The sequence below is a fragment of the Virgibacillus carmonensis genome, from assembly GCF_057836705.1.
In genome coordinates this window covers 243,897-257,470 of record NZ_JBYQFJ010000002.1, presented here as the reverse complement: position 1 = coordinate 257,470, position 13,574 = coordinate 243,897, and the positions used below count along the sequence as shown (strand labels likewise).

The following is a 13,574-nucleotide window of genomic DNA, read 5'->3' as shown; positions in this document are numbered from 1 at the left end:
TTATAGTTTGTCTTAGTAAAATAGGAAGTCTGATTTCCGATTGTCATTTTTTATGAAGGCGGTCAAAAGTTCTTTAACGGACTCCAAGTCATTAAGATCAATCACCTCAACTGGAGAATGAGCGTTTCTTGAAGGAATCGATAACACTCCCGTTGGAACACCTTTATTTGCTAAGGTAACTGCACCTGCATCCGTTCCAATTCCAGTAAATATTTCGAGTTGATACTGTATCTTTTCTGCTTTTGCTAATTCAACGAGTTTGTCCTTGACTGCAGGATGGGAGATTAAGCTGCTATCCATGATTTTTATGCCTACCCCGCCGCCAATTTGAAGGGAATTATCCATTACATCTTCTGGTGTATCACTGACGGCGGTCGTATCAAGCGCTATCGCTATATCAAATTCAAGGTTAGCAAGCGCGACCTTTGCACCTCTCAAACCAACCTCTTCCTGGACAGCAAAAAGTGCGATAACTTCACCGCAAAAGTCTTTATCTTGAAGATCTTCCAGTAATTGAATTAAAACGGCACAACCCGCTCGATCATCAAACCCTTTACCAACAATTTTTCCATTTTGTTCATCCCCTAAATACGCAACCTGGGAATCCCAAGTAATCGGATCGCCAACTTCTATTCCCATTTTTTCCACATCAGATAACGAACTAGCGCCAACATCTACATATAGTTGCCGGTAATCTCGTACCTTTTGGTTATTGTCAAATTTTTGATAGTGAGCGGAAATGGTACCGATTATTCCAAGCTTTGGTCCGTTTTTACTTCGGACCGTTACTTTTTGGGCAAGTAGGATTCGATCATCGTGTCCACCAAGTTTTTCAAATCGAATTAATCCATTTTTTTCTACCTTTTTAACGATGAAACCAACTTCATCCATATGGGCGGTTACAAGAACCTTTGGCCCTGGTTTATTTCCTTTAAATTTAACAATGACGTTGCCAATTGCATCAACCTTTACTTCGTCACATAATGGAGTAGTTTTTTCTTTGATGTAAGATGTGACAGGCTGTTCAAACCCACTAGGGCCTTGAAGTTCTGTTAACTGTTTTAGAATTTTAAACATGTGGTTAACCTCCTGGTAGAATGAATATTCCGATTTTTTATTATAAAAGGTTTTTATTTTTAAATGAAATCAAATGTATTTTTAAAAACCTCTGTTTGTAGAAGTACATTTGTTGAACTAATACTGGGTATTTGTTGGACAGCCTTTATGGTTTCGTTTAGCTCATCGTTGTCACGAACATTTAACTGTACCAATAATTGATAATCGCCAGTTGTTGCTGAAACATATCGAATCACACTGATTTTGTTCAAATTCTCAATCACCTGATCTATTTTTTGTGGAATTACTTTTAATTGGATGATTGATCCAACCCGAATCCCTAACTCAATCGGATTTACGACACCAATTACTTTGATAATGTTATCTTCAACCATATTATTGTATCTGCTTCGAACTGTCTTTTCGGTTACATTTAAATGAGTAGCTATTTCATTAAATGACATTCTACCATTGGCAGATAGAAATTTGATGATATCTTTATCTAGTTCATCGATTACTTCTTTGTGATCACCTTGTCCCAATTCAATCCTCTCCTTTCCGTAATTAATTAACAGTTTTATACCATATTCGGTATGAAAATAATTATATAATACTGCTTAGGGTAGTTTATTTGGATTTTTCTATCAATAAAGTAATTTTTAACAGTATAAATGTTCAGTAAACTTTATGCAAGAGTTTTTAGAAAAAAATCATTTATACTAAGAGCAAAGAAAGTATACTATTTTGGCGATTAACTTCCTAGCTCCAGCGCCTAGACACTCGAGACATAAGCAGTTCGCTTCCGCGCGAGCAAAGCACGCACACTGCACCGCTCTGCTTATGCTTGTCGTGACTTTCAAGGCGCCCTGAGCTTTTGATAACAAAAGTGACAGTTACCCAACTGGTTGCATAAAATGTCCATGGAGAAGAAGTTTACCGTGGGAGGATGAACTATTGTGTGTGGCATAACTGGGATTATTAATTGGCAGAAGGACGTTCGATCTGAGCAATCTATAGTAAAGAGAATGACAGAAACACTGACGTTAAGAGGTCCAGACGACTCACAGCTATGGATGAGCCAACATGCTGCGTTTGGTCACAAAAGACTCGCGGTTGTCGATCTTGAAGGTGGAAAACAGCCGATGAGTAAGGACTATAAAGGTGTTACTTACACACTTGTATATAATGGAGAATTGTACAATACGGAAGAATTACGGACTGATTTGCGTAATAAAGGATACCAATTTCACACAACATCAGATACGGAAGTTTTACTAACCGCTTATATCGAGTGGAAAGAGGACTGTGTTCGATACTTAAATGGTATCTATGCCTTTGGGGTTTGGGACCCGGATAAAGAGCAGCTATTTATGGCGCGGGATCGGCTTGGTGTTAAACCGCTGTTTTTTCTAGAAGCTAATGGACGTTTTCTGTTTGGATCGGAATTAAAAGCGATCTTAGCACATGATGACGTGGATGCAGAAGTGGACCACACGGGCTTGTCGGAAATCTTTGGACTTGGTCCGTCAAGAACACCTGGTCACGGGTTATTTAAAGGGTTTAAGGAACTAAGGCCGGGTCATTCGTTAACTTTTTCGAAGGATGGATTAAGCGTTTGGCGGTATTGGAATATGGAAAGTCATGAACACACGGATAACGTAGAGGAAACTTCTAAAAAAGTTAGAGATTTATTTGTCGATGCTGTCGAGCGTCAATTGGTTGCGGATGTTCCAGTATCTACCTTTCTATCAGGTGGTCTAGATTCGAGCGCAATCACTGCTATTGCCTCTGACTACTTTGAAAAAAATGGGAGGGGGCCATTGTCAACCTTTTCGGTGGATTATGAAGGGAATGATCAGCATTTTAAGGCAAGTAAATTTCAGCCTTCGAGCGACCAGCCCTGGATTGATAAAGTAGTCGATCATTTTTCAACAGATCACCATGATGAGGTGATTTCTGGCTTTGACTTGGCGGATTTATTAAAAGAAGCGGTTACGTTACGTGATCAACCTGGTATGGCTGATATTGATTCATCGTTATTATGGTTCTGTCGGCGAATCAAGCAGCATACGACGGTTAGTTTGTCTGGAGAATGTGCAGATGAAATTTTCGGTGGATATCCTTGGTTCCATGACCCCACCAGCGCACAGGGGGATGGCTTTCCTTGGATGAAGTCCTTGGATTCAAGGATCGACCTACTTCACCCTGAATGGCAAACGAAATTAAATCTAAAATCCTATGTCATGGATCGTTACCAAGACACAATCAATGAAACACCCCACTTAGATGGAGAAAGTGAAGAGGATACGCGGCGCCGTGAGCTTTTTTACCTGAATATGCATTGGTTTATGGCCCAGCTGTTAGATCGTAAGGACCGGATGAGTATGGGGGCGAGTCTTGAGGTTAGAGTTCCTTTTGCAGATCATAAACTAGTTGAATATGTATGGAATATTCCATGGGATATAAAAATATTGGATGGAAGAGAAAAGGGGATTTTGCGAAAGGCTTTGGAAGGTCTGTTACCAGAAGATGTATTGTACCGAAAAAAGAGCCCGTATCCTAAAACGTTTCAACCAGAGTATACCCGGCAAGTAATAAACTGGATGAAAGAAATTCTGGCAGATTCTAGTTCGCCGTTATTCAATTATGTGAGACGGGATCGTATAGAAGCCATTGTCAATAGTGAAGGAAAAGAGTTTACTGAACCATGGTATGGTCAATTAATGAAAGGCCCGCAGTTGATTGCTCACTTGTGTCAGATTGACTATTGGTTACGAACGTATGGTGTTAAGGTAAGTAACTAATTAATAATTATAAATTCAGAAAAAAGGAATGGCCGTTCAAATTCGGTCATTCTTTGGTTTATAAATTGCATTTTCAGGTAAGAAACTCTACCATATAGCATAAGATTATTATTTTGTTGAAATATGGAGGGTTATTATGTCAGAGAACAAAGGCTACAAAGATAAACTAGCGAAATTTGACCCTGTTAAAGCAATTAAAGGGAGTCAGAAATATTTTTCAGAAAATAAATTTGGTGCTAAAATGCTTTATTATGCGAAGGTTTTAGGAACAAAAATAGCGTATTATAGCTTGTTATTGTTTTATACGTTTAAAAGTCCGAATACACCCAAATCTGCTAAGTTAACGATTGCGGGTGCGCTCGGCTATTTAATTTTGCCTATTGATTTAATACCAGATTTTATACCACTAATTGGGTTAACCGATGATAGTGCAGTAATTGTTTATGCAGTATATCAAATATTTTCACATATTGATGAGCCCATAAAACAAGAAGCTAATGCGAAAATGAAAAAGTTTTTTGGTGAAAACTATGATAAAAAGGATATAGATGAAAATTTGGTTGTTGATCATAAAGAAAAAAATGAGTAAGAGCGGTTCAGTACTCTGAATAGTCAGTGAGGTATAAAACTTTCTCGCCGTTTAGCATTACGGATCAGGATAGAGCTTCGGTTATTCTTTTAACGTTTAATACTGCCTGTTAACGGCAACATATTATATATACGATTTTTATAGAAGAGGGAGTAGATATATAATGAAAGTATTGGTAGCTGGAGCAAATGGTCATACAGGTCGTTTACTTATTCAGTATTTGAAACAGGATGGACACGAACCTCATGCGATGATTCGGAATGAGGAACAGAAGCCGGAGATGGAAAAATTAGGTGGAATTTCGGTAGTTGCTGACCTTGAAGGTGATGTTGGTCATGCTGTAAGAGGCATGGATGTTGTCATGTTTGCAGCAGGTTCTGGTAGTAAAACGGGACCAGATAAAACAACCTCAGTCGACAGAGATGGTGCTATTAATCTGATGAAAGCAACCGAAAAAACAGGCATTAAGAAATTTATTATTTTGAGTAGCATTGGTGCTGGAAGAGAGCTTGGAGAGCCTGAAAAAGGAAAAGAAGCAATGCATCATTATCTGAAAATGAAAAAAGAAGCGGACGAATATCTACAAGGCACGGAATTGGATTACACAATCGTGCGTCCGGGTGGTCTTACGAACGATGAAAGCACAAGTAAAATCAAGGTTGGGGAAACAGTTGAACGTGATTCAATTCCACGTGCAGACGTAGCTAAAACCATGATTGCTGCAATCCATGAGCCTAATGCCTATCATAAAGCATTTGAAATGGTTACCGGTGATGTGCAGATTGAAGAAGCGTTGAAGAGCTTGTAAAGAGCAGAATTTGAACACGTAATAAAAATAAGAAATCCATGACTTAGATATTCTAGGTTATGGTTTTTTTTATGAATTAATAGAAAGGATCCTTTTTGTTAGTATATAGTGTGCTTTATAATTATACTGTCATTTAAGTAAATGATGATGGTGTTGACAAAAATTGCCTGTAAGAATAAGATTATATGTAATCGTTTTCAAAAATACGTTGGAAGTAGGGGATCTCACGTGGCAAACATTCAAGAAGTGGCTCAAAGGGCTGGGGTTTCCGTTGCGACAGTGTCACGGGTGTTTAATAATAGTAGTACAGTTGCAAAAAAGACAAGATTGAAAGTGGAACAGGCAATAGAGGAATTGAACTATGAGCCGAGTGTACTTGGACGTAATTTGAGAAACTCCGAAAGCAGGTTGCTTCTTGTCTTAATCCCGAGTATTTCAAACCCCTTTTATTCAGATATTATTAATGGCATTGAAGACACCGCGATAAACCTCGGATACAATATTCTTTTATGTGAAACAGATTCGAATCCGGACAGGGAGTCAATTTATTTTAATTTAATACGAAATCGTTTGGCAGACGGGATAATTTCCATGGACCCTTCAGTAAATAAGAACAAGTTGATAGAGCTTGCTAGCCAATATCCAATTGTTCAATGTAGTGAGTTTGATGAGGATGCGAGCATTTCGTATGTCACGATTAATAATGAATTGGCCGCGTATCACGCTGTAAAGCATTTGATTAAAATTGGTCAGAAAAAAATTGCACTTATCAATTCAGATGAAAAATTTTTATATGCACGTGAACGGCGTCGTGGCTATGAAAAAGCAATGAATGAGTTTGGCTTAGATATTGAAGCTGACTGGATTTGTAATACAGAATCATTGGATTTCGAGGATGGTAAGCGTGCGATGAGACGTTTACTGGATTTGCATGATCGGCCGACAGCCGTATTTGCTGTTTCTGATATTTTGGCGATTGGTGCACTAAAAGAAATCAACTTCTCAGGCTTACGGGTTCCACAAGACATGGCATTAGTTGGATTTGATAAAATTGCTTTTTCAAATATGACACATCCAACATTAACGACTATTTCACAGCCAATGTATAAAATGGGTTGTATTTCTGCAAACATGGTTATTAATAAAATTCAGGGCAAGCAAGTTGAAAGTATTATTTTGGACCACGAACTAGTTATTCGTGAGTCTACATAAGGAGATGATTATTTGTGCAGGAAAAAATTGCAGTCGTAACGGGCGTGAGTCATGCACATGGTATTGGTGCAGCTACATGCCGCAAGCTTGCTGCTAATGGGTGTGCTATATTCTTCACCTATTGGGAAGCGGCAGCTGAATGGTCGACAACATTTCAAAAAGAAATGCTTGAATTAGGCGTTCGCTGTGCAGGGTTTGAAATTGACTTATCTGATTCACATGCCCCATTTGAATTGTTGGATACGGTTGAGTCTAAGTTGGGATTGCCAACAATTTTGGTGAACAATGCTGCCTATTCAACGAGGGATGGATACCAGGAACTTGATGGTCAAACACTTGATAACCATTATGCAGTCAACATGCGCGCTGCTTTTTTGATGTGCGTGGAGTTTGCACGACGATTCAAGAAAGCTGAGGGTTCAGCGGGTCGGATTATTAATATGACCTCTGGCCAGGCACAAGGTCCGATGCTTGAAGAGCTAGCTTATGGCGCAACGAAAGCTGCTATATCAGGATTTACGTTATCATTGTCGGCCGAGGTCGCCCACCTTGGTATTACGGTAAACGCGGTGAACCCTGGGCCGACAGATACTGGTTGGATGACTGCTGATAGCAGGCAGGAACTCTCATCACAATTTTTAACGGGAAGAATGGGAATGCCTGAAGATGCCGCTCGTTTAATCGGATTTTTGGCAGGCGATGAGGCAGAATGGATCACGGGACAAGTGATTAATTCAGAAGGTGGATTCTTGCGGAAGTAGACTCACAAACATGGCGGGGAGTCGACTGAATTGCTTGCTTCCCAAGAAAAAGTGCGGGTGTTATCTAGTATTCAGAAAATAATTTCAGAAATTATTGACATCCGACTAACTTATTGTATAATTGGAACCAGGATGTAATCGATTTCATTTTTTTGAAAATTGAGTTTGAAAGATTTCAAAACAGTGAAATCAAACCAATAAAGGAGGAACCATTTTGAAGATCTGGAAAAAGAGTTTGGGTAGTCTATGGATAATTGTTTTAGTCATCTTATTAGTAGCTTGTAATAATGCAGATACGGAAAGTAAGGAAGAATCTGGTGATACTTCGAATAATGATACATCTACTGAAGCGGATGCAGCTTCTGATGAAGAAGTAACGATTGTTTATGCTCGTGGTGTAGATACAACTGGTGCAAATGAAAAATTAGTTGCTGCTTTTGAAGAATCTCATCCGAATATTAATGTGGAATACCGCGAAATGCCTGCTGACACAGGGCAGCAACATGATCAATATGTAACCGCTTTCAGTGCGCAAAGTGCTGAAATTGACGTTTTTGATGCTGATGTTATCTGGCCAGCCGAATTTGCTCAAGCGGATTATGCATTAGAATTGGATCGTTTTATTGAAAAAGATGGGATTGATATGGATGCATATTTCGAAGGAACTGTAGCATCTGGTAAATTTAACGGGAAACAATGGGCAATGCCAAAGTTCACGGATGCTGGTGTGCTTTACTACCGTTCCGATATCGTTGAGAATCCACCAGAAACTTGGGATGAGCTAATCGAACAGGCTAGCGCATTACAGGGTGAAGCAGGAACAGAATTTGGTTACCTCATGCAAGCAGCTCAATATGAGGGATTAATTACTAACGCGATTGAGTTTATTGCATCTTACGGTGGACAAATTGTTGACGAAGAAAACAACGTAGTAGCGAATAGCCCTGAAACGGTAAAAGCTATCGAAAAAATGCAAGAAATAGTAGGTTCAGACTTTGTTCCAGACAACATTTTAAATTTTATGGAAATAGAAACAGAAACAGCATTTATTCAAGGGAAATCAGTATTCGCTCGTAACTGGCCATACATGCAAGCATCTGCAGCTGATGAGTCTCGCTCAAAAGTTGCTGGTAATGTAGAAATTACGACCCTACCAGCAGGTGATGCAGGTAGTGCGTCTACTTTAGGTGGATGGATGACAATGATTAATCGTTATTCTGAACATCCTGAGGCAGCTTGGGAGTTTGTGAAATTCATGACTGGAGCTGAAGGTCAAAAGATTACGGCAATTGAAGGTGGATCTGCGCCAACATTAAAAGCTCTTTACGAAGATGCAGATGTAAAAGAAGCTAGTCCATTATTTGCAAATCCAGAGTTCGTTAAAGTATTGGAAAGCGCTGTTCCAAGACCGATAACGCCAATTTACCCAGAAATCTCTGACATTATGCAAATCGAACTATCAAAAGCTTTAGCTGGAGAACAAACCGCTGAAGAAGCTGCAAGTAACATGCAAACCAAAATAGAAGAAGCAGTTAGTGAGTAAAGACAGGTAATGCAAGAGGAGAGAGAACGCCTAGACGCTGGAATTAATAAAGGGGGAAATGTTTTGGGTTTTGTAAATAAAGGATTAGGTATTTTGTGGATAGTTGTTTTGGCCACCTTATTAGTAGCATGTAGTAATTCAGATTCTGGTAGTGAGACTGGATCTGAAGATACTTCGAATAATGATACATCAACTGAAGCAGATGAAGCAACTGATGAAGAAGTTACGATTGTTTATGCCCGTAACGTTGATTCGACAGGTGCTATTGATCTAGTAATTGAAGCATTTGAGGAAAAGTTTCCAAATATTAATGTGGAATATCGTGAAATGCCAGCTGATAGCGGACAGACACATGATCAATATGTAACTGCCTTCAGTGCACAAAGCACTGAAATTGATGTTTTCAATGCAGATGTGATCTGGCCTGCTGAGTTTGGACAAGCAGATTATGCATTAGAACTAGATCGTTTTATTGAAAAAGATGGAATTGATATGGATGCCTATTTCCCAGGAACAGTAGCATCAGGTAAATATAATGGGAAACAATGGGCAATGCCAAACTATACAGATGCGGGTGTTCTTTTTTACAGATCTGATATTGTTGAAACACCTCCAAAAACATGGGACGAGTTAATGGAAATGGCTGCAAAATATCAAGGTGAAAAAGGAACAGATTTTGGTTATATCATGCAAGCAGCTCAATATGAGGGCTTAATAACTAACGCAATTGAGTATATTGCATCTTACGGTGGACAAATTATTGATGAAAACAACAACGTCGTAGCTGATAGCGCTGAAACGGTTAAGGCTATTAAGAAAATGCAAGATGTTGTAAACTCAGATTTTGTACCTGATAACATTTTAAACTTTAAAGAAGTGGAAACAGAAACTGCATATATTGAAGGCAAATCTGTATTTGCACGAAACTGGCCGTACATGCAAGCATCTGCAGCTGACGAGGAACGCTCGAAAATTGTTGGTAACTCAAAAATCACAACTTTACCGGCAGGTGATGCAGGTAGTGCGTCTAGTCTAGGTGGATGGATGGCAATGATTAACCGTTATTCTGAACATCCTGAGGCAGCATGGGAATTTGTGAAATTTTTGACTGGTACAGAAGGGCAAAAAATCACAGCAATCCATGGAGGACGTGCACCTACGCTTAAAGCGCTGTATGACGATCCAGAAGTGAAAGAGGCAAGTCCATTATTTGCAAATCCAGAGTTTACAAAAGTATTGGAAAGTGCTGTATCAAGACCAGTAACGCCAATTTATCCAAAAATTTCTGACATTATGCAAATTGAATTATCAAAGGCCTTAACTGGAGACCAAACTGCAGAAGAGACTGCAAAAAATATGCAGGCAAAAATTACAGAAGCGGTTAATGAGTAAGAAGGATAGCCACCAGGCACTGAAATACTGTTAGACAATAAAATAAGGCGGGATAGGGTAACCTATCTTGCCTTTCTATCAATCTATCATTAAATACATATTATTCGTTCTATAGGTAAGGGGGTTTTATAAATGGCAAACAGGAAAAAACCACGATTTCAACTCAATGAAAAACAGCTTGGCTATACGATGGTGATCCCATCATTGATTCTCGTAATTGTAGTTGTTCTTTGGCCGGTTGCTCAATCGTTTTGGAATAGTATGTTCGATTACAGGCTAAATGATCCTGCACGATCAGAGACATTACTGGGTTCGAATATCGATCTTGAAAACTATCTTGATAATTACTTTTATATTGAGGGCCAACTGGAGGATTTAGAAGGTTCTGCTGAAAAGCCTGAGGTAAAAGAAACGATTACGAATATTGAGGAAGGGATCAATGAGTTTCACAGTAATTTGCTAAGTGATGATGCAGTGAAGCAGAAGGTTGATAAAATCAATCAGATGCTGATGAACTATGAGCCTGTTACTAACGAAGAGCTTAAGTATATAGAGATAGAAAATGATTTTGCTGAATCCTATCGATCAGCTCTAGACAGCTATCAAACAGATTTGATGAAAATTGCTGACTCTGCCAGTGACGATAAGCTAAGTGAGCAGTTTAAACAAACTGCTGGGTTAATAGGCAGTACTAGTGAAACTATCCTGAAATCAAATTTCGTTGGCCTGGATAATTACGTTAATTATTTTCAAGATCAACGAATGTGGAAATCGTTGTGGAATACAACGTTTTTTACAATAATATCAGTTGTCTTTGAATTGGTTTTAGGTTTAGCGATTGCACTTCTCATCAATAGGGCCTTTAAGGGGAGAGGTATTATCCGGGCATCTGTCTTGATTCCATGGGCAATTCCAACAGCCGTTGCTGCCATGATGTGGGGCTTTTTGTATGATGGACAATCTGGTATTGTCGCCCACTATTTACAGGTTTTTCATATTATTCCTGATGCATCCTGGCTATTATCGACTTCTAATGGTGGTATGTTCTCGGTAATCCTGGCCGATGTCTGGAAAACAACACCATATATGGCTTTACTGCTTTTAGCAGGTCTCCAAACGATACCAGCATCTTTATATGAAGCTTCAAACGTGGATGGCGCTAATAAATTCCAGCAATTCTGGGGCATTACATTGCCGTTATTAAAATCGTCTATCTTAGTTGCGTTACTGTTTAGAACGCTAGACGCATTTCGTGTATTCGATCTAATTTACGTTTTAACTGGCGGAGGACCAGCCAATGCAACGGAATCGATATCGATTTACGCCTATAAAACATTATTTGCCCAACAGAACTTTGGGGAAGGTTCTACACTTTCCGTTATCGTATTCTTATGTGTGGCAATCATTAGTTTTATCTATGTAAAACTAATCGGGTCGGAACTATTCGCAGGTCGTTCGAGATAAGGGGGGAGAAAATGAATAAAAAAGCAGGAATTGGGTTTTATATTTTTTTAGTGGTATTTGTGTTCCTTGTCATGTTTCCATTTATTTGGGTATTTTTAACGTCAATTAAACCACCAGGTGAAATTTTTTCATCATTTAAATGGTTTACGAGTAACCCATCGCTTGAATCGTATACCGCGGCATTAACGAGTCGACCGTTACTGCGTTATATGTTAAATAGTTTTGTTGTGGCGTCGTTAACGACAATTTTGTCATTAACATTTGCTTCTTTTACAGCTTACGCGGTGACAAGGTTGCCAATTAAAGGAAAAGGACTGATATTAGGTGTCGTACTTGCGGCTTCGATGTTTCCGCAGATTGCGATTATTTCACCAATGTTTAACCTGATCACCGGACTTGGTCTCCGTAACAGTTACCTGGGACTGGTGATTCCATATATAACAATTAGTTTACCGTTATCGATTTGGATCTTGTCAACCTTCTTCCAAAAGATTCCATTTGAGCTCGAGGAGTCTGCTAAACTAGATGGAGCAAGCCCATTTCAAACATTTCGTAAAGTTATCTTACCACTAGCAACACCAGGTATATTTACTACTGGAATTCTCGTGTTTATTGCTGCTTGGAATGAATATTTGTTTGCATTAACAATTAACACTGCAGATGTATGGCGCACGGTTCCAGTTGGGATTTCGTTATATCAAAGTCAATTTTCTGTTCCGTGGGGAGATATCTCTGCAGCGACAGTTATTGTTACCATTCCAATCGTAATTTTGGTGCTATTTTTCCAAAAAAGAATTGTCTCCGGTTTAACGTCCGGATCTGTAAAAGAATAATTATGAATAAAAGGATGATGAAATGATGAAAAAATTAAAAGTTGCTATTATTGGGTGTGGAGGTATTGCAAACGGCAAACACCTTCCCAGTCTCCAGAAAGTAAAGCAGGTAGAACTTGTGGCGTTTTGTGATAGTGAAGTAGAAAAAGCACAGGTTGCAGCGGATAAGTATGGAATGTCTGGCGCCAAGGTATACGAAGAGTATAAAGAATTATTACAGGATGCAACGATTGACGTGGTACATGTTTGTACACCAAATATTTCACATGCAGAAATTTCTATTGCCGCAATGAAAGCTGGAAAACACGTGATGTGTGAAAAACCAATGGCCAAAACGTCTGAAGAAGCAAAACGCATGATTGAAGCAGCAGAGGAAACTGGTCAAAAGCTGACAATTGGCTATAACAACCGCTTTAGACAAGATAGTCAATATTTACGTAAAGTGTCCGAGCGAGGAGATTTGGGTGAAGTTTATTTTGCCAAAGCACATGCGATTCGTCGCCGTGCAGTACCAACATGGGGTGTATTTTTAGATGAAGAAAAACAAGGCGGTGGCCCACTAATTGATATTGGGACACATGCACTTGATTTAACGTTATGGATGATGGATAACTACAAGCCGAAGTCTGTGATGGGATCGACGTTTCATAAATTAGGAAAACAGAAGGATGCCGCCAATGCATGGGGCCCTTGGAATCCAGAAAAATTCACGGTAGAGGATTCGGCGTTCGGGTTTATCACGATGGAAAATGGTGCAACAATTGTACTTGAGTCAAGCTGGGCTCTGAATTCACTCGAGGTTGATGAAGCGAAGTGCTCGTTAAGCGGAACTAAAGGTGGCGCAGACATGAAGGACGGATTGCGCATTAATGGGGAAGAATTTGGTAAGCTTTACACGACTAATGTTGAGTTGAATAATAGTGGTGTTGCTTTTTATGACGGTGAAGCGGAGAGTGATGCAGACCTAGAGGCTCGGCTTTGGATTGAAAGTCTTTTGAATGAAACAGAACAAACTGTAAAACCGAAAGAAGCTCTTGTTGTTACACAAATTTTAGAGGCAATCTATGAATCTGCGAGAACAGGAAAGGCAGTCTATTTCGATTAAGGAGTGT

General features: G+C 39.2%; 12 protein-coding genes. 10 read left to right on the top strand and 2 right to left on the bottom strand.

Annotation, left to right across the window (positions count from 1 at the left end; genetic code table 11):
* Positions 1-12: 12 nt before the first annotated feature.
* Positions 13-1,077, bottom strand: a complete 1,065-nt coding sequence (locus AC3G7N_RS02540; RefSeq protein ID WP_489420564.1) for a M42 family metallopeptidase — start codon at positions 1,075-1,077, stop codon at positions 13-15.
* A 59-nt stretch (positions 1,078-1,136) separates the two neighbouring features.
* The gene (locus AC3G7N_RS02535) at positions 1,137-1,598 is read right to left on the bottom strand and encodes an Lrp/AsnC family transcriptional regulator (RefSeq protein WP_489420563.1); all 462 of its coding nucleotides are present in this window, start codon (positions 1,596-1,598) and stop codon (positions 1,137-1,139) included.
* Between the two features lie 414 nt (positions 1,599-2,012).
* Here AC3G7N_RS02535 and asnB point away from each other — a divergent pair, with 414 nt between their 5' ends.
* From asnB to AC3G7N_RS02485, 10 genes are all read left to right on the top strand, one after another.
* On the top strand, positions 2,013-3,860 hold the full coding sequence (asnB, locus tag AC3G7N_RS02530; protein ID WP_489420562.1) for an asparagine synthase (glutamine-hydrolyzing): 1,848 nt from the start codon (positions 2,013-2,015) through the stop codon (positions 3,858-3,860).
* 136 nt (positions 3,861-3,996) lie between these two features.
* Positions 3,997-4,449 (top strand): YkvA family protein, encoded by a 453-nt coding sequence (locus AC3G7N_RS02525; RefSeq protein ID WP_489420561.1) that lies wholly within the window; start codon positions 3,997-3,999, stop codon positions 4,447-4,449.
* A gap of 163 nt (positions 4,450-4,612) precedes the next feature.
* Positions 4,613-5,257 (top strand): SDR family oxidoreductase, encoded by a 645-nt coding sequence (locus tag AC3G7N_RS02520; protein WP_489420560.1) that lies wholly within the window; start codon positions 4,613-4,615, stop codon positions 5,255-5,257.
* Between the two features lie 228 nt (positions 5,258-5,485).
* Positions 5,486-6,469 (top strand): LacI family DNA-binding transcriptional regulator, encoded by a 984-nt coding sequence (locus tag AC3G7N_RS02515; protein WP_489420559.1) that lies wholly within the window; start codon positions 5,486-5,488, stop codon positions 6,467-6,469.
* A gap of 14 nt (positions 6,470-6,483) precedes the next feature.
* The gene (locus AC3G7N_RS02510; protein ID WP_489420558.1) at positions 6,484-7,230 is read left to right on the top strand and encodes an SDR family oxidoreductase; all 747 of its coding nucleotides are present in this window, start codon (positions 6,484-6,486) and stop codon (positions 7,228-7,230) included.
* A gap of 214 nt (positions 7,231-7,444) precedes the next feature.
* Positions 7,445-8,773, top strand: a complete 1,329-nt coding sequence (locus AC3G7N_RS02505; RefSeq protein ID WP_489420557.1) for an ABC transporter substrate-binding protein — start codon at positions 7,445-7,447, stop codon at positions 8,771-8,773.
* Between the two features lie 63 nt (positions 8,774-8,836).
* Entirely contained in the window at positions 8,837-10,165 is a 1,329-nt protein-coding gene (locus AC3G7N_RS02500) for an ABC transporter substrate-binding protein (RefSeq protein ID WP_489420556.1), read from the top strand.
* Positions 10,166-10,297: 132 nt separating this feature from the next.
* Positions 10,298-11,629 (top strand): carbohydrate ABC transporter permease, encoded by a 1,332-nt coding sequence (locus AC3G7N_RS02495; protein ID WP_489420555.1) that lies wholly within the window; start codon positions 10,298-10,300, stop codon positions 11,627-11,629.
* Between the two features lie 11 nt (positions 11,630-11,640).
* Positions 11,641-12,462, top strand: coding sequence for a carbohydrate ABC transporter permease (locus AC3G7N_RS02490; protein ID WP_089531451.1), 822 nt, complete (start codon positions 11,641-11,643; stop codon positions 12,460-12,462).
* A gap of 25 nt (positions 12,463-12,487) precedes the next feature.
* Positions 12,488-13,567 (top strand): Gfo/Idh/MocA family protein, encoded by a 1,080-nt coding sequence (locus AC3G7N_RS02485; protein WP_489420554.1) that lies wholly within the window; start codon positions 12,488-12,490, stop codon positions 13,565-13,567.
* The last annotated feature ends 7 nt before the right edge of the window (positions 13,568-13,574 follow it).